Origin of the sequence: Kitasatospora sp. NPDC056181, assembly GCF_042266225.1 — a bacterium.
Lineage (GTDB): Bacteria > Actinomycetota > Actinomycetes > Streptomycetales > Streptomycetaceae > Kitasatospora.
The window spans coordinates 1-15,259 of sequence record NZ_JBHJUK010000176.1 but is presented as its reverse complement, the minus strand read 5'-3'; the positions used below and the strand labels follow the sequence as shown (position 1 = coordinate 15,259).

The window sequence follows — 15,259 nt, the reverse complement described above, 5'->3', positions numbered from 1 at the left end:
GGCCCAGCTCCTCCGCCAGGGTCAGCGTCAGGGTGTTCAGCGCACCCTTCGTCATCGCACGTCACCACGGAACACATCACCGCCGGACAGATCACCGCCGGACGGATCACCGCTGAGCACGTCAGCACCGAACACATCACCGCCGGACACCTCACCACGGACCACATGACGACACAGCCCCTGACCGGGCAACCCGTGAGCACGCGGCGCACGGCCGCACGGCCGGGGAGCGGACAGCCGGCGCCCCGGCCGCTCACGGTGCTCGGCAACCCGGGACACCGGCGGGTCACGCTGTTCGCCGCGGCGGCTCGGGCGGCCGGGCTGCCCGAGCCGTCCGTGCTGCCGTGGATCGACGTGCTGCGCGGCACGTACCACCTGCCCGAGGAGAGCGTGGTGCGGATCGAGTCGCCCGGCGAGGACGCGGCCGTGGACGAGCTGCTGCGCGGACGGGCACTCGGCTCCACCTACGCGCCGACCAGGGTGGAGGGCGGCGCGGCCTGGTACGACGGCCTGATGAACGCCCTGCGCGGGCTGGCCCGGGCGCCGGGCGTCCGGCTGCTCGGCGATCCGGAGGAGATCGCCGTGATGTTCGACAAGCGCCGGGCGCACGCACTGCTGGCGGCCGCCGGGGTGCCGGTGCCGCGGGCGCTCGCCGGTGCGCCCGTCGGCGGCTGGGACGACCTGCGGGAGCGGCTGCGCGCGGCCGGACTGCGCCGGGTATTCGTCAAGCCCTCGCACGGCTCCTCGGCCTCGGGCGTGGTGGCGCTGGAGTTCGGGCCCCGCGGGCAGGTCCTGGCCACGACCCCGGTCGAGTTGGCGGGCGGACAGCTGCACAACTCGTTGCGGGTCCGGCGCTACCGGGACGAGCTGCGGGTGGCCGAGCTGGTCGACCGGCTCGCGCCGGACGGCCTGCACGTGGAGCAGTGGATCCCGAAGGCCTCCCAGTCTGGCCGCTCGGCGGACCTCCGCGTCGTGGTGATCGCCGGGCGGGCCACCCACGCGGTGGTGCGCACCAGCGCCGCTCACCCGATGACCAACCTCCACCTGGGCGGCGCCCGCGGAAGCCTCGCACTCGCCCGGGAGGCCGCCGGCCCGGCCTGGCCCGTCCTGTTGGAGACGGCGGAGCGGGCGGCCACGTGCTTCCCGAACGCCCACATGGTCGGCGTCGACGTGCTGCCCACCGCCGGCTGGCGCCGCGCACTGGTCGGCGAGGTGAACGCCTTCGGCGACCTGCTGCCCAACCTGACCGGTCTGCCCGGCGGCCCGGCCGAGGGCCTCGACACCTACGCCGCCCAGCTCGCCGCCCTCCACCCCGACGCCTTCCGCTTCCCCCGCCCCCACCATCTCGACGGCCGCCCCGGGCCGACGGGCCACGCACCCCTGGAACCGATCCGATGAACCACCAGAACCCCGGCCCCACGCCCACACCCACGCCCCCGGCAACGCCCCCGGCGACGGCGACGGCGACGACACCCACGACGGCACCGGACATGAACGCCGTCGTGGGCAGCCACGACCTGCTGCTCGTCACGCTCGACACGCTCCGCTTCGACGTCGCGGAGGAACTGGCCGCGGCCGGGCGGATCCCCATCCTCGCCGCCTTCCTCCCCGGCGGCCGCTGGGAGCGCCGGCACTCGCCCGGCAGCTTCACGTACGCGGCGCACCAGGCCATCCTGGCCGGTTTCCTCCCCACACCGGCGTCCCCGGACGGGCCGCATCCGCGCCTGTTCGCCGCCCGGTTCGCCGGTTCGGAGACGACCGCGCCGCGGACCTGGGTCTTCGACGCGCCCGACCTGCCGGGCGCGCTGGCCGCGGCCGGGTACCGGACGGTCTGCATCGGCGGCGTCGGCTTCTTCAACAAGCAGGGCCCGCTCGGGTCCGTGCTGCCCGGGCTGTTCCAGGAGAGCCACTGGGCGCCCGACATGGGCGTGCCGTCCCCGGTCTCCTTCGAGGCGCAGGTGGCCCGGGCCGAGCAGGTGGCCGCCGGGCAGCCGGCCGGGCAGCCCCTCTTCCTGTTCGTCAACGTCTCGGCGCTGCACCAGCCGAACTGGTTCCATCTGCCGGGCGCCACCCGCGAACACGGGGACTCCCGCGAGAGCCACGCGGCCGCCCTGGAGTACGTGGACGCGCACGTCGGCCGGCTCTTCGCGGCCATGAGCGCCCGCCGGCCGTGCTTCGCGATCGTCTGCTCCGACCACGGCACGGCGTACGGGGAGGACGGCTACACCGGCCACCGGATCGGCCACGAGGTGGTCTGGACGGTCCCGTACGCGCACTTCACCATCCCCGCCGGCACCGCACCAGCCGACGCCGCACCTGCGAGCGGCACTCCTGCCGGCAGTACTCCTCCCGACGCCGCACCAGCCGACAGCACTCCTGCCGGCACCGCACCAGCCGGCAGCACACCTGCCGCCACCGCAGAGGAGGAGACCGCATGACCACGGCACCCGCCCGGCCGACCGAGTCGCCCTACCGGTCGTACGTCTACGCCTACCCGCACAAGACCGCCTACCGGCGGCTGCCGGAGCGCCCGGCACTGCGCGAGCTGTGGGCCGGTGAGCCGCAGCACGCGCTCTCGCTCTACCTGCACATCCCGTTCTGCGAGGTCCGCTGCGGGTTCTGCAACCTGTTCACCCGCATCGGCAGCCCCGAGGGCCTGACCACCGCCTACCTGGACGCGCTCGACCGGCAGGGCGCCGCACTCCGCGAATCGCTGGACGGCGACGCCCGGTTCGCGCTCGCCGCGTTCGGCGGCGGCACACCCACCTATCTGACCGCCGACGAGCTGGAGCGGCTCTGCGACATCGCCGAGCAGCGAATGGGCGCCGACCTGCGGGCGATACCGCTCTCCGTGGAGGCGTCCCCGGCCACTGCCACCGCCGACCGGCTGGAGGTGCTGGCCGCCCGGGGCGCCACGCGGCTCAGCCTGGGCGTGCAGTCCTTCGACGACGCGGAGGCCCGCTCCGCCGTCCGCCCACAGAAGCGTGCCGAGGTCGAGGCCGCCCTCGGCCGGATCCGCGCCGCCGGTTTCCCCGTCCTCAACATCGACCTGATCTACGGCATCGACGGACAGACCGAGGCCGGCTGGCTCCGCTCGTTGGACGCCGCCCTGGCCTGGCAGCCCGAGGAGCTCTACCTCTACCCGCTGTACGTCCGCCCGCTGACCGGCCTGGCGCGGCGCGGCGAACAGGAGAGCCCGGCCGCCTGGGACGCCCAGCGGCTCGCCCTCTACCGGGTCGGCCGGGACCACCTGCTCGCGCAGGGCTACCAGCAGGTGTCGATGCGGATGTTCCGCCGCGCCGCCTCCCCGCAGGCCGGCGGCGGCGAGTACGCCTGTCAGACCGACGGCATGGTCGGCCTCGGATGCGGGGCCCGTTCGTACACCTCCCGACTGCACTACTCCTTCGACTACGCGGTCAACGCCACCGAGGTGCGCGGCATCATCGACGACTACGTGGCCACCGAGGACTTCCACCACGCGGAGGTCGGCCGGTACACGACGCCCGAGGAGGCGCGGCGGCGGCACCTCGTCCAGTCCCTCCTCCAGGCCGAGGGCATGCCGGTCGCGGAGTACCGGGCCCGGTTCGGCTCCACGCCCGCCGAGGACTTCCCGGCCGAGCTGGCCGAGTTCGAGGCCCGCGGCTGGCTGGCGGCCGACCCGCTGCGGCTGGTGCTCTCCCCCGAGGGCCTGGCGCACTCGGACCTCGCCGGGCCGATGCTGTTCTCGCCCGAGGTGCAGCGCCTGATGGCCGAATACGAGGTGAAATGACCTTCCTCGGCATGCCCGCCACCGGCCCCCGTCCCGACCCCGTCCCGACCCCGACAGTGGCCCCGAGCCCGACCCCGATCCCGAGCCCGACCTCGGCCGCAACTCCGGCCCCGACGACGCCCCCGGCCCCGGCCTCGCGTCCCGTACCGGACGGCGGGCTCGATCTGACCCTGCTCTACCGGGGCCCGCTCTCCTCCTGCGACTACGACTGCCCGTACTGCCCGTTCGCCAAGCGGCGCGACACCCCCGAGCAGCTGCGGGCCGACCGCACGGCGCTCGAACGGTTCACCGGCTGGGCCGCCGGCCGGGGCGGCACCGGCGACACGCTGTCGCTGCTGTTCACCCCCTGGGGCGAGGGGCTGGTCCGCTCCTGGTACCGGCGGGCGCTGGTCGAACTGAGCCACCTGCCACACGTGCGGCGGGTGGCGATCCAGACCAATCTCAGCTGCCGCACCGACTGGCTGGCCGAGGCCGACCTCACCACCCTGGCCCTCTGGGTGACGTACCACCCCGGCCAGGTCGGCCACGAGCGCTTCCTCGCCCGGTGCCGTGCACTCGACCGGCTCGGCGTCCGGTACAGCGTCGGCGTGGTCGGCCGGCCCGAGCACCTCGCGGAGGCCCGCCGGCTGCGGGCCGCACTCTCCCCAGCCGTCTACCTGTGGATCAACGCCGCCGAGGGCCTCACCTACACCGACACCGAGGCCGCCGACTGGCACGCCGTCGACCCACACTTCGGCTACAGCCGCCACGCGCACCCGAGCGCCGGCCGGCCCTGCCGCACCGGCGAGTCCGTGCTGTCGGTCGACGGCGAGGGCACCGTCCGTCGCTGCCACTTCGTCCGCGACGTGCTCGGCAACCTCTACGACGGCTCGTACCGCCCCCACCTCCGCGCCCGGCCCTGCCCGCTGCCGGTCTGCGACTGCCACATCGGCTACGTGCACCTGGAGACGCTGCCGCTCTACGACGTCTTCGCCGGGGGCGTGCTGGAACGGGTGCCGCACGACTGGTGACGCCTCCGCGCTGCGCGAGCGGGACCGGTCCTACCGGTCGCTGACGAACCCGAGGTTCTCGCCTTCGCCTTCCTCGCGGTGGAGCATGCCCGGCAGCGACCGACCGGCGTTCGGCCCCCTTGCCGCGAATTCACGGAGGAGGACGGCAGTCCTGGCGCTCCGGCTCACTCGGCCACGGGCAGGCACTCGGCGAGCAGGCCGACGATGTCGCGCCAGGCCCGCCGGGCGTGTTGCGGGTGGTGGCCGACGCCGGGAACGACGTTCTGGTCGACCGGCGGGTGGTGGAAGGCGTGCAGGGCTCCGCCGTAGACCACGAGACGCCAGTCGACGCCTGCGGCCTGCATCTCCGCGGCGAAGGCGTCCCGCTGCCCGGCGGGCATGATCGGGTCCTCCGATCCGACCCCGGCCCACACGGGACAGCGGATGCGCTCGGCCTCGCCCGGCCGGCCCGTGGTCAGTGCGTTGACCGTCCCGATCGCCCGCAGGTCGACGCCGTCACGCCCGAGTTCCAGCACGATCGCGCCCCCGGTGCCGTAGCCGATGGCGGCGATCCGGCCGGGGTCGGTCCGCGGCTCGGCGCGCAGCACGTCGAGGGCCGCGTGGCCGATGCCCCGCATCCGGCCGGGGTCGGCGAGCAGGGGGATCGCCCGCGCCAGCATCTCCTGCGGGTCGGTGAACCAGCGCCCGCCGTTGATATCGAAGGCCAGCGCCACGTAGCCCAGTTCGGCGAGGGCGTCGGCCCGGCGACGCTGGAAGTCGTTCAGGCCCGGCCCCTCGGGTCCGATCAGGACTGCGGGCCTGCGGTCGACACCGGCAGGCAGCGCCAGGTGCCCGATCATCGTCAGTCCGTCGGCCGGGTACTCGACCGTACGCGTAGTAACCGTCGTCATGGGACTGGACCGTAGTGACTGCCGGGCCCGTTCGGGCCGGTCTTCGCCCTCGGCAGAACAGCGCGGACGCCGGACCCCGGCGCTGGCGCCGGGAAGCCGCGCAACTCCCCAGCTCCTGGCGGGTCCAGACCTCGGCGAGGACAACGAGACAAGGACGGCAAGGCAAGGGCAACGGGGCGGGAGCGCCGGCACGCGCTTCGGCCGGGCCGTAGCTGCGGATTCCGGAACGGACATGCAGCCTCGACATCGAGGACCAGGACATGGTCATGCTCGACGCCGACACCGCCGGGGAACGTCCGCCTGGTGGATCCGTCGGCCCCGAAGGTCCGAACGTCACCGCTCGTCCAGGCGCGCGCGCCCGCACCGAGGTCCCTAGCCTGGAGAGAGGAGGAGGCGATGGCAATGCTTGGAGACGCACCGCTGGTGGCCATCATCCCGGCCGCCGACATTGCCCGGGCGAAGAGGTTCTACACCGACACGCTCGGCCTGAAACTCAGCGAGGAGACTGCGCAGGACCTCACCTTCGAATGCGGCGGAACGGAGTTCGGCCTCTACGAGACGCCGAGCGCCGGACAGGCCGCCCACACGCTGGCGAGCTTCAAGGTCGCGGATCTCGATGCCGAGATGGCGGCGCTGCGCGGTCGCGGCGTCACGTTCGAGGAGTACGACTTTCCGGGGCTGAAGACCGTCAACGGCGTCGCGGAGGCCGAGGGCATGCGCGCGGCCTGGTTCAAGGACAGCGAAGGGAACATCCTCTGCGTGAACGAGCGGACCACCACGTAGGAGCCACCTGCCCCACGTAGCGCCCACCCGCCCACCACGGCACGCCCGCGCGCCGGGGCGGTCCCGTCCACCGCGGGACCGCCCCGGCACGTGGACGGCCCGACACATGGACGACCCGGCGCAGGACGGCCCGGGTGCGTGGGTGTCCGCTCCGCCACGCCCACTACCGCCGGGCCCCTCCGCCCCTTCCGGCCGGGGAGGCCTTCTTCCTGGCGAAGCGTCGCTCACATGGGCATGGTCGACGCCATGTGCAGTCCTGGGATCAGGCTCGGGTTCCAGGGCACGAAGCAGGCGTAGACGATCAGGGCGACGCCCAGCGCGAGACTGAACGCCTTGCCGTAGCGCCAGGTCTTCTCCAGGAACACGGCTATGGCCAGACCGGCCATCCAGGCGAGGTTCATCACGCCGACGACGATCAGGACGACCATCAGGCCCCAGCAACAGCCGACGCAGTAACCGCCGTGGTAGAGGCCGACGCGCAGGTCACGCAGCCGCCCGGAGTAGCCGCCGAAGTGCATGAGGAAACCGACCGGGGAGCGACAGTGGCTCAGGCAGCGGTCCTTGAGCGGGGTCACCTGGTACAGGCCGGCCCCCGCCAGCAGGACGGCGCCGACCCAGGTCGCGGCGCTGGGCGCCCTGGCGGCGAGTTCGCCGCCCGCCCAGGCCGCGCCGAACGCGGCCACCCCGAAGGCCTCCCACGCGCACAGGTAGCCGACGACCAGGCCGGTGCTGCGGCCGACACGCGTCCAACCCGTCGAGTGGGCGCGCAGGGTCCGCAAATACAACGAGACGACGGGCGTGACGGCGGGGAGCATCATCGCGGCCATCATCAGCCCCCACAGGACCAGGAATCCCCACAGGTCGCGCCCCATCGTGCCCGGCTCGGCCGCCATGCCGGACGAGGTGCGGACCGTCAGAACCCAGGCCAGCGCCGCCGCAGCCAGTAGCGCGGCCCAGCTCGCCGGGACGACGGCCCGTCGAGCGAGCGGTGGCGACATCAGGCCGCCCAGGAGAACGGTGCCGAGAAGGCGTTCTTCCCTTCGTTTCCGAACTCAAGGCCGAAGGCGTTCACCCTCGACCGCGTCGCGACTCCGGCCGCGAGGGTGTCCGCAGGGAATCCGACCCCGCTGACCCTTACGCCCTTTCCGGTCGCGTCGAGTGGGGAGACGAAGTCCTCGACTTCCATGTCGATCGCGTCACCGATCGTCACGCGGTGGTTCCGGCCGTCATCGACGTAGTCGATCCGGGCGACCTCCAGCCCGAGCATCTCGCCGACCAGCGGTCCGAGGTCCGCCATCGGGCCTCCGCGCTGACCGGAGAAAACCGCCCCGAGCGCTTTGGCCTGCTCCGGCGAGGCGGCCTCGTCCATGATCATGCCCAGCCGCCAGTTGCCTTCGCTCATGAGCTGCGGGGTATCCCCCACCACGGCGACCGTCAGGCCGCTCACGTCGACGTCGTCGACCTGACCGGAGTCGACGTGGAAGGCCAGGACGACCCGACAGCGGTCGTAGTCCGCCGGAGCCGTGAGGCCGGAGGTGGAGCAGGGACACACCATGTTGCAGTTGCAGTTCTCGAAATACGTCCCCTCGATACGCCATGCCATCGGAAGCTCCCTTCCTGAGGCTGAGGCACACGTCTGGTACTCCATTCTCCGCCCTCGACGATCACCCGGCAACGCGCGCGGTCAGCTTGACGGCGTTGTGACAAGCGCTTCTGATCCACTTGCGCGGGGCCGTGACTGACTGTGACATCGTTCGGCCCGCATGGCGGATCTACAGGCGGAGCAGGTCGAGGCCAACGCGGGCCGGCCGCCGGCACGCAGGGTCCGGAGGTGGTGGCGGACGGTGCGCTCGCTGCCACCACAGCCCGGCCACTGGACGCGGCTCGACACCGTCCCTCACCCCGGGCACACGGCCTGCCCTGTCGCGGTTACTGCGGCGCGGTACGTGCGGAGAAGGCCATCGGTCCGTCACCCACCACGACGTCGTCCGGCATCACCGTCCACAGATGGGAGAAGGCGGTCCATGGCACGCTGCATTCACACGAACGCCCATCCTCCCAGGTGTCCGTGACGGCCAGTAACGGCTCCACGGCAAGTGGATCCCGACCGGACCCGGGATCCCTGGGTCCGGTCGCGCGGCGGGCCGGCTGTTACGCATAGTGGTGGGCGTGACCGACCTTCCCTGCACGCCCGGACGGCGGACGGTGCTGGCCGGCGGACTGGCGGTGCTCCTCGGCGTGGCCGGCTGCGGCAGCGGCAGCAGCGGGCGCTCCTCGGCCCCGTCGTCCGGCACAGCCCCGTCGCCCAGTACCGCGACCCCGACCGGCCCCACCACGCCGTCCTCCTCGGCCCCGGCGTCGCCCGCCCCCTCCCCCTCGGCGACCCTGCCCGCCACCACGCCGTGGGAGCCCGGGCCCGGCGAGGTCAGTCCGGATGTCAAACGCCGCGCCGTCGAGCTCGTCGAGGCCCTCGGTGCGTGGAGCACCGGCGGGCAGGGCGTCGCCGCGGCGCAGCAGCGGGTGGCGGCGCTCGGCCTGCCGCCGTCCCTCGCGGACCAGGCCGGCCCCCTCCTGCCCGCCGCACCCCAGGCCGCGCTCCAGGTGGTCGACGCCCAGTACGGCGGCATCCTCGCCGACTCGGCGAGCGTGCTGGTGGTCTGCCGCCAGTGGACCCTGGCCGCCGACGGCACGCTCACCCCGGGCGGGACCACGGTGGACGTGCGGCTCAGCCGGGCCGAGCCGCGCTGGACGGTCACCGCCCTGCATCCGGCGGACCCGGGACCGGCCGCGGCCACCCTGCCGACGGCCGCCGCGCAGGTCCTGGCCGAACAGCGCATCCAGCTGCCGCCGGCGGCCGTCGCCGACCTGCGCAGCGGCACCGTCCACGACAGCGTGCTGCAGGCGATGCTGGCCCTTTCCCGCGACTACACCTTCCAGGTCAGCGTGGTGCGCTCGGGCCACCCGCTGAACGTCTTCGGCACCACCCGGCCCAGTGACCACCCGCAGGGCCGCGCGTTCGACACCTGGCAGATCGACGGTCGTCCGGTCGTCGACCCGGCCACCCCGCCCGAACTCGTCGACGGCTTCATGCGTGCCGTGGCGGCCGCCGGTTCGTACAACGTCGGCGGGCCCAGGCAGTTGAGCGGCGGCCGGACCGCCAACCAGTTCTTCTCCGACCCCACCCACCAGGACCACGTCCACGCCGGTTTCCTCACCTGAGGCGAACCGGGCGCCCCGCCCGACCGGGTGCTCGGCGACCGGGTGGAGTCAAGTGCCCCGCCCGACCGGGCGCTCGGCGGCCGGGCACTCGGCGGCCGGGCACTCGGCTGCGCGGGCAGCGGCAGCGCGGGGATCAGGGCCGCTGGGCGACGAAGACGAACTCCTCTCCCGGACGGTCGGGTGCGTCGCGGACCTCGCTCAGAACGAATCCCTGTGCGGCGAGGTCCGTCTCGACCTCCTGCCGCTCCCGGAACCTCAGGGTCGAGTCGGAGGTGAGCCGCCGCCCGTCCGCGGCGAACACGTAGTTCCAGCGGAACGTCACCAGAGGCCGGACCACCTCGACCAGATCGACCCAGCTCTCGACCGCGCCGACGCCCGGGATCTCCGTGACACCGTACGAGGCCGCACGGTTCCACGACTCCCAGGCGCGCCTGGCCGGGTCCCGGGTCTCGAACACCAGGTGCCCGCCCGGTCGCAGCGCTTCGTGGGCCGCCTTGAGCGTGCGCTGCCACGCGGGAGGGTCGACGATCGCCTGGGCGACGTTCGCCGTCATGGTGACGAGGTCGACTTGCAGCGGTGGCAGGGCCGTTGCGTCGCCGCAGATCCAACGGACCCGCTCGCTGTGCGGTTTGCCCCTGGCCACCTCGATGGAGGCCAGGGCGGGATCGACACCGACGACCTCGAACCCGTGATCGGCCAGCAGGAGGGCGAAGACGCCGGTGCCGCAGCCGATGTCCAGCACCCGCCCCGCACCGAGCTGCCGGGCGAGGTCCAGATAGGCGTCAAGGTCGCCGCGATCGGGATCGAGCGGGTCGTAGACCGCCGCGAGCTGCGGGTGCGTGAAGATCTCGTCAGCCATGCGTCCGAAGGTACCGCCCGACGACGGCCGCGGCCCGGTCCGGGTGCTCCTCCAGCCATGTGCGGAGGTGTTCCCGGACGGCCTGTCCGACGCAGGCGCGCGCGGCGACGTTGCCCAGCCGGTCACGCGTGGCGCCCTCGAACTCGGGACGCTCCAGCCTCACCAGCACGACCGCCGTCAGGCCCTCGCAGAGCCGGTCGGCGCCGAGGTCGGGGTCCGCCGCGGTCAGCAGCCGCCGCTCCCGGGCGTACGCGTTGACCGCGGCGGCCACGCCGTCGCGCAGGCCCTCCACGTGCGAGCCGCCCGCGGGGGTGCGCCAGCCGTTGGCGTAGCTCCGGAGCCGCGCCTCGCCGGGGCCGCGCCACCGCAGGGCCACCTCCATCGTCCCCGCCATCCGCGGATCCTCCTGCTCGAAGCCGATGACGTCCGGGTGATCGGGGGCCGCCTCCTGTTCGTCGAGGAAGGCGACGAAGTCCCGTGCCCCGCCCGGGAACCGGAACCGCACCGACCGGGGCCAGGCCGGGCGGCGCCGGTCGGTCAGCGAGACGTCCAGGTCCCGGTTGAGGAAGGCCAGTTCCCTGAACTCCTCGGCCAGGTCGTCGAACGAGTACTCCGCCGTCCCGAAGATCTCGGGGTCCGGCCAGAAGACGAGGGTGGTCCCGCTGTCAGTCGCCGGACCCGCCTCGGTGAGCGGGGTGACCGCGACGCCGCGCGCGTACTCCTGGACCCGGCGGACCCCCTCGCGCCGCACCTCGGCCGTCAGGCGGCTCGACAGGGCGTTGACGACGAAGGGCCCCACACCGCCGAGGGCTCCGAGCCCCGTCGAGGCCGGCATGCGGGTCAGCAGGGCTTCGAGGCCGGCGCCGTCGGCCTCCCCGACGGGGACGCCAGGGCCGTCGTCCGCGACACGCACACCGCCGTCGGAGGTGAGAGTGATGTCGACGCGGCTCGCGCGACCGGCCACGACCTCGTTCACCGCCCGGTCGGCGACCTCGAACACCAGGTTCCGCAGGCCGCGTTCACCGGTCGAGCCGATCCACATCCCCGGCCACCTCCGGACGGCCTCCCGCCCCTCCAGCACCTGGATGTGGGCGGCGTCGTAGCCACCGGCTTCCTTGCTCATGATGTCCCCTCCGATGGCAGTCAGCCGAAGGCCCCAGCCTAGGCGAATCCTGGGAAAACACCAGGTCAGGCCATGTTTTCCAAGGGCGCGGACGGGCGCGTGAGCGCCTGTCGGGAGGCGGCGGCCCCCGGGGTCGCGGACAGCTCCCGGAGTCTGGCCGCAGGCCCGGCGAGGCCGCGTACGGCACCGTTCCGGGCAGCCCCGAGGTCACCGATTCCACGAGTTTCGCCGCCGGCCCCGGGCGCCGTCGCCCGGCGGCTTCACCGCCGACCTGATCCGGTCCCCTCCGGCGGCCCGGCATGCCGTCAACGAGGACACAATCTGACCTACATGGCCTCTACTGTCGTTCTTGGCAAGGGAAGACAGAACCGACGAAGGCAGGAACCATGACCGGCAACACGACCTCCACCACGACCTCCCTCACGACCGACGCCGCAACCGACGCCACGAAGGAGAACGCGGCCGGCGTCACGATCGGCGGGGAGCGCGCCGATCTGCTGGAGGTACTGGGCAATCACCGGGGCTTCCTGCGCCAGACCACCCGTGATCTCACCGACGAGCAGGCCGGACTCCGCACCACCGTCAGCGAGTTGTGCCTGGGCGGCCTGATCAAGCACGTCACGTCGGTCGAGCGCGGGTGGGTGGAGTTCATCCTGGAGGGCCCGTCGGCGCTGGGCGACTTCAGCACCTGGACGGAGGCCGACTTCGCGAAGCGGGCCGACGAGTTCCGGATGCTGCCCGGTGAGACGCTGACCGGCGTGCTCGCCGACTACGACGAGACCGCCCGGCGCACCGACGAGCTCATCGCCGCCCTTCCCGACCTGGGCGCCTCGCACCCGCTGCCCAAGGCCCCCTGGTTCGAGGGCGACGCGCACTGGTCGGCCCGCCGGGTGCTGATGCACATCGTCGCCGAGACCGCGCAGCACGCCGGGCACGCCGACATCCTCCGCGAGGCCCTCGACGGCGCCAAGACCATGGGCTGACCATCCGTCACCCGGGTGGCGCGGACAGGGCGGAGGGTGCGCACCGTGCGGGCGGCGCGGACCGGACTCGCACCCCCGACATCCGGCCGGGGCCCGAAAGGGCTCCGGCCCGGCCGGCGCGGGGGTCGGTCAGCGGACGACGTCGAACACGTTCTTCTGCAGGCCGTTGGCGTAGGCCTCGTGCTCGACCAGCCTCAGCTTCTGGGTGTCCTTGTCCGTGCTGCTGAACAGACGCTTGCCCGCGCCGAGCAGCAGCGGGAAGACGAGCAGGTGGTAACGGTCGATCAGGCCGGCGTCCGAGAGGCTCCGGTTCAGGGTGGCGCTGCCGTGGACGATGATCGGGCCGCCCTCGGTCTCCTTCAGCGCGGCGACCTCGTCGAGCGAACGCAGGATCGTGGTCTCGCCCCAGTTCGTGACCAGGTCGTCCTCGGTGAGCGTGGTGGAGACGACGTACTTCGGCATCACCTTGTAGTCGGCGAAGTCCGCCATGTCCGGCCACACCGCGCTGAACGCCTCGTAGCTGGTCCGGCCCAGCAGCATCGCGGTGGCTTCCTGCTGCTCCCGGCCCTTGATCTCGAAGGCCTCGGGGAGGAACTCGATGTCCTTGAAGGTCCACCCGGAGTTCCGGTAGCCGGGCTCACCGCCCGGGGCCTCCACGACACCGTCGAGCGAGATGAAGGCCGTGCTGATCAGAGTGCGCATCCAGAGTTCCTCGGTGTCTCGTGCCCGGTGCTCGCCAGGTCGGATCGGTGCACGCCTCGGCCTCCACCACACTGACGGCCGCTGCGCACCGACCATGATCTCCGACCGTGGATCACGGGGAAAGGTCATCGGTGCTCGCCCGGTGCGTTTCCTGCAACCTCGACCGCCGACGCCCCGGGAACCCGAACGGGCGCCAGGTCGCGTGACCCGCGGACGGCGGGACAGCGACGAACGTGCCCCGGCCCGCCGCGACCGGCGGGCCGGGCTCGGCGATCCGGACGGGACGGCCTGCGACAACGGGCTTCAGGCAGCCGCCCACTCGTCCGGCCCGGGGTCACGGCCCTCGGCGCGTTCGACCAGACGGCCCAGGTAGTGGGTCCAGCCCTCGGAGTGCGGGGCGCAGGCCTCGGGCGGCAGGTCGCGGTGGACCAGGGTGAGCAGGGTGCCCCCGCCGTCCGGGGTCAGGGTCACCTCGACCGTGGTGGTGCCGGGCGGCACCGCCACGGTCCCGCCCTCCGAGCCCCAGGTGAAGACCACCCGGCGGTACGGCTCCAGGGCCAGGAACTCACCGGAGGCCTGGCAGTGGGCGTTGACGTCGGTCCGGAACGCCCCGCCCGGGGCGAAGGAGAACTCCCCGTCCCGCCCCATCCAGGAGAGCCACTTCTCGCGATCGGTGAAGAAGGAGAACACCGTCTCCGGCCGGGCGGCGATCCACCGTTCCAGCACCACCTGATCGTTCGTCATCCGCCGCTCCCCTTCGACCCCTCGGCCCGCTCGGCGGCCTCGGCCAGCTCGGCGAGCACGTCCAGCTTCTCGGCCCACATCGACTGCAGGTAGGCCGCCAGCGGCCCCAGCGCCTCGCGGTCGGCGCGGTAGTACCGTTTGCGACCCTCCTGGCGCAGCGTGACCAGGCCCGCCTCCCGCAGCACCTTCAGGTGCTGGGAGACCGCGCCGAAGGTGACCTCGAACCGCTCGGCGATGTCGCCCGCGCAGAGCTCGTCCTCCCAGACCAGCCGCAGGATCTCGCGCCGGCGGGGCTCGGCTATCGCTTGCACCGCTTCCATGGCCGTCATTTTAGTCACGACTTCAGCTTGCGCTCCAGGAGTTGTCATTTTAGTCTCGACTCAATTAATGAGCCCGCGTGACACGACGAGGAGTTCGCCATGAAGACCGCGATGACCGAGTTCGCCACCCTGTTCGCCCGCACCGCCGAGGCCATCCCGTCCGACCGCCTGACCGCCGCCACCCCATGCGCCCGGTTCACCGTCGCCGACCTGCTCGCCCACATCGGCGGCGTGCTGCCCGACTCCGAGCGCGCCGCCGCCAAGCGCCCGCGCACCGGCGAGCCCGCCGCCCTCACCGATCCCGCCGCCGTGGCGGCCGTCGCCGAGCGCGCGGCCGCGGCCTGGCAGGCGCCGGAGGCCCTGGCCGGTGAGACCGAGTTCGGCCCGGGCACCGTCCCCGCCACCCTCGCCGCCGCCGTCACCCTCCAGGAGCTCGCCCTGCACGGGTGGGACCTGGCCCGCGCCACGGGCCGGCCCTTCCCGGTCGGGGAGGAGGCCGCCGCCGTGCTGCTCGGCGTGGTCGAGCAGCTCGCCGACCAGGCCCGTGCCAACGGCGGCTACGGCCCGGCGCTCACCGCACCGGGCGGGGCGCCGGCCTTCGAGCGTGCGCTCGCGCTCAGCGGCCGCAACCCCGACTGGGCCGACTGACCCACTCCGGGCAGGGCCCCCTCACGGGAACCGACGCTCCGGGGCAGGCGGCACGGTGCCCGGGCGGGCGGCCCGGCACCTCATGGACGCGGGTCGGGGGGCGGGGGCGGCCCCGCCGCCCGGCCCGGCCCCCCCCGCCCCCGCCCGGCGCGGGGGTGGGCCTGGCGGCGCCCGGCGGGGGTGGGGATAACCCCCGCCCGGGGAGACGT

At 73.3% G+C, this 15,259-nt stretch carries 16 protein-coding genes; 8 read left to right on the top strand and 8 right to left on the bottom strand.

Annotated elements, in window-relative coordinates; translation table 11 throughout:
- Window positions 1–165: 165 nt before the first annotated feature.
- The 4 genes from ACFC1F_RS38285 (at window position 166) to ACFC1F_RS38270 (ending at window position 4,779) form a co-directional block, all read left to right on the top strand.
- Window positions 166–1,398 (top strand): STM4014 family protein, encoded by a 1,233-nt coding sequence (locus tag ACFC1F_RS38285; RefSeq protein WP_376165592.1) that lies wholly within the window; start codon window positions 166–168, stop codon window positions 1,396–1,398.
- Window positions 1,399–1,490: 92 nt separating this feature from the next.
- Window positions 1,491–2,438: an STM4013/SEN3800 family hydrolase gene (locus ACFC1F_RS38280; RefSeq protein ID WP_376165590.1), complete on the top strand. Its 948-nt coding sequence runs from the start codon at window positions 1,491–1,493 to the stop codon at window positions 2,436–2,438.
- Entirely contained in the window at window positions 2,435–3,769 is a 1,335-nt protein-coding gene (locus tag ACFC1F_RS38275) for an STM4012 family radical SAM protein (RefSeq protein ID WP_376165589.1), read from the top strand. Before ACFC1F_RS38280 ends, ACFC1F_RS38275 begins: the two co-directional genes overlap by 4 nt.
- The gene (locus ACFC1F_RS38270; RefSeq protein WP_376165587.1) at window positions 3,766–4,779 is read left to right on the top strand and encodes an STM4011 family radical SAM protein; all 1,014 of its coding nucleotides are present in this window, start codon (window positions 3,766–3,768) and stop codon (window positions 4,777–4,779) included. Before ACFC1F_RS38275 ends, ACFC1F_RS38270 begins: the two co-directional genes overlap by 4 nt.
- Before the next feature lie 164 nt (window positions 4,780–4,943).
- Here the strand turns inward: ACFC1F_RS38270 and ACFC1F_RS38265 are convergent, their stop codons facing one another.
- Window positions 4,944–5,669 carry a dienelactone hydrolase family protein gene (locus tag ACFC1F_RS38265; RefSeq protein WP_376165585.1) on the bottom strand — a complete coding sequence of 242 codons (726 nt, stop codon included), beginning with the start codon at window positions 5,667–5,669 and terminating at the stop codon, window positions 4,944–4,946.
- Between the two features lie 396 nt (window positions 5,670–6,065).
- Here ACFC1F_RS38265 and ACFC1F_RS38260 point away from each other — a divergent pair, with 396 nt between their 5' ends.
- Window positions 6,066–6,452: a VOC family protein gene (locus ACFC1F_RS38260; protein ID WP_209410911.1), complete on the top strand. Its 387-nt coding sequence runs from the start codon at window positions 6,066–6,068 to the stop codon at window positions 6,450–6,452.
- Between the two features lie 224 nt (window positions 6,453–6,676).
- On the opposite strand, the gene ACFC1F_RS38255 is transcribed toward ACFC1F_RS38260, so the two are convergent.
- Window positions 6,677–7,450, bottom strand: a complete 774-nt coding sequence (locus ACFC1F_RS38255; RefSeq protein WP_376165583.1) for a DUF2182 domain-containing protein — start codon at window positions 7,448–7,450, stop codon at window positions 6,677–6,679.
- Window positions 7,450–8,100, bottom strand: coding sequence for a DUF1326 domain-containing protein (locus tag ACFC1F_RS38250; RefSeq protein ID WP_376165581.1), 651 nt, complete (start codon window positions 8,098–8,100; stop codon window positions 7,450–7,452). Before ACFC1F_RS38250 ends, ACFC1F_RS38255 begins: the two co-directional genes overlap by 1 nt.
- A 521-nt stretch (window positions 8,101–8,621) precedes the next feature.
- On the opposite strand from ACFC1F_RS38250, the gene ACFC1F_RS38245 reads away from it, so the two are divergent.
- The gene (locus ACFC1F_RS38245; protein ID WP_376165579.1) at window positions 8,622–9,671 is read left to right on the top strand and encodes a hypothetical protein; all 1,050 of its coding nucleotides are present in this window, start codon (window positions 8,622–8,624) and stop codon (window positions 9,669–9,671) included.
- 133 nt (window positions 9,672–9,804) lie between these two features.
- On the opposite strand, the gene ACFC1F_RS38240 is transcribed toward ACFC1F_RS38245, so the two are convergent.
- Together ACFC1F_RS38240 and ACFC1F_RS38235 are read right to left on the bottom strand one after the other, a co-directional pair.
- Window positions 9,805–10,530: a class I SAM-dependent methyltransferase gene (locus tag ACFC1F_RS38240; RefSeq protein ID WP_376165577.1), complete on the bottom strand. Its 726-nt coding sequence runs from the start codon at window positions 10,528–10,530 to the stop codon at window positions 9,805–9,807.
- Complete coding sequence (locus ACFC1F_RS38235; RefSeq protein WP_376165575.1) at window positions 10,523–11,653, bottom strand: DNA gyrase subunit B; 1,131 nt, start codon at window positions 11,651–11,653, stop codon at window positions 10,523–10,525. Before ACFC1F_RS38235 ends, ACFC1F_RS38240 begins: the two co-directional genes overlap by 8 nt.
- Before the next feature lie 386 nt (window positions 11,654–12,039).
- On the opposite strand from ACFC1F_RS38235, the gene ACFC1F_RS38230 reads away from it, so the two are divergent.
- The gene (locus tag ACFC1F_RS38230) at window positions 12,040–12,636 is read left to right on the top strand and encodes a DinB family protein (protein ID WP_376165573.1); all 597 of its coding nucleotides are present in this window, start codon (window positions 12,040–12,042) and stop codon (window positions 12,634–12,636) included.
- A gap of 129 nt (window positions 12,637–12,765) precedes the next feature.
- Here the strand turns inward: ACFC1F_RS38230 and ACFC1F_RS38225 are convergent, their stop codons facing one another.
- From ACFC1F_RS38225 to ACFC1F_RS38215, 3 genes are all read right to left on the bottom strand, one after another.
- Window positions 12,766–13,338 (bottom strand): dihydrofolate reductase family protein, encoded by a 573-nt coding sequence (locus ACFC1F_RS38225; protein ID WP_376165571.1) that lies wholly within the window; start codon window positions 13,336–13,338, stop codon window positions 12,766–12,768.
- Between the two features lie 303 nt (window positions 13,339–13,641).
- Window positions 13,642–14,082, bottom strand: coding sequence for an SRPBCC domain-containing protein (locus ACFC1F_RS38220; RefSeq protein ID WP_376165569.1), 441 nt, complete (start codon window positions 14,080–14,082; stop codon window positions 13,642–13,644).
- Window positions 14,079–14,402 (bottom strand): ArsR/SmtB family transcription factor, encoded by a 324-nt coding sequence (locus tag ACFC1F_RS38215; RefSeq protein WP_376165567.1) that lies wholly within the window; start codon window positions 14,400–14,402, stop codon window positions 14,079–14,081. The genes ACFC1F_RS38220 and ACFC1F_RS38215 overlap by 4 nt, the downstream gene beginning before the upstream one ends.
- 99 nt (window positions 14,403–14,501) lie before the next feature.
- Here ACFC1F_RS38215 and ACFC1F_RS38210 point away from each other — a divergent pair, with 99 nt between their 5' ends.
- Window positions 14,502–15,050 (top strand): TIGR03086 family metal-binding protein, encoded by a 549-nt coding sequence (locus tag ACFC1F_RS38210; RefSeq protein WP_376165565.1) that lies wholly within the window; start codon window positions 14,502–14,504, stop codon window positions 15,048–15,050.
- Window positions 15,051–15,259 lie beyond the last annotated feature (209 nt).

Bases quoted from the DNA above. Each gene is read 5' to 3' on its own strand.
- ACFC1F_RS38250 (WP_376165581.1), bottom strand. From the start codon at position 8,100: ATGGAGTACCAGACGTGTGCCTCAGCCTCAGGAAGGGAGCTTCCGATG.
- ACFC1F_RS38280 (WP_376165590.1), top strand. From the start codon at position 1,491: ATGAACGCCGTCGTGGGCAGCCACGACCTGCTGCTCGTCACGCTCGAC.
- ACFC1F_RS38270 (WP_376165587.1), top strand. From the start codon at position 3,766: ATGACCTTCCTCGGCATGCCCGCCACCGGCCCCCGTCCCGACCCCGTC.
- ACFC1F_RS38285 (WP_376165592.1), top strand. From the start codon at position 166: ATGACGACACAGCCCCTGACCGGGCAACCCGTGAGCACGCGGCGCACG.
- ACFC1F_RS38240 (WP_376165577.1), bottom strand. From the start codon at position 10,530: ATGGCTGACGAGATCTTCACGCACCCGCAGCTCGCGGCGGTCTACGAC.
- ACFC1F_RS38255 (WP_376165583.1), bottom strand. From the start codon at position 7,450: ATGTCGCCACCGCTCGCTCGACGGGCCGTCGTCCCGGCGAGCTGGGCC.
- ACFC1F_RS38225 (WP_376165571.1), bottom strand. From the start codon at position 13,338: ATGCGCACTCTGATCAGCACGGCCTTCATCTCGCTCGACGGTGTCGTG.
- ACFC1F_RS38235 (WP_376165575.1), bottom strand. From the start codon at position 11,653: ATGAGCAAGGAAGCCGGTGGCTACGACGCCGCCCACATCCAGGTGCTG.
- ACFC1F_RS38265 (WP_376165585.1), bottom strand. From the start codon at position 5,669: ATGACGACGGTTACTACGCGTACGGTCGAGTACCCGGCCGACGGACTG.
- ACFC1F_RS38215 (WP_376165567.1), bottom strand. From the start codon at position 14,402: ATGGAAGCGGTGCAAGCGATAGCCGAGCCCCGCCGGCGCGAGATCCTG.
- ACFC1F_RS38260 (WP_209410911.1), top strand. From the start codon at position 6,066: ATGGCAATGCTTGGAGACGCACCGCTGGTGGCCATCATCCCGGCCGCC.
- ACFC1F_RS38220 (WP_376165569.1), bottom strand. From the start codon at position 14,082: ATGACGAACGATCAGGTGGTGCTGGAACGGTGGATCGCCGCCCGGCCG.
- ACFC1F_RS38275 (WP_376165589.1), top strand. From the start codon at position 2,435: ATGACCACGGCACCCGCCCGGCCGACCGAGTCGCCCTACCGGTCGTAC.
- ACFC1F_RS38210 (WP_376165565.1), top strand. From the start codon at position 14,502: ATGAAGACCGCGATGACCGAGTTCGCCACCCTGTTCGCCCGCACCGCC.
- ACFC1F_RS38230 (WP_376165573.1), top strand. From the start codon at position 12,040: ATGACCGGCAACACGACCTCCACCACGACCTCCCTCACGACCGACGCC.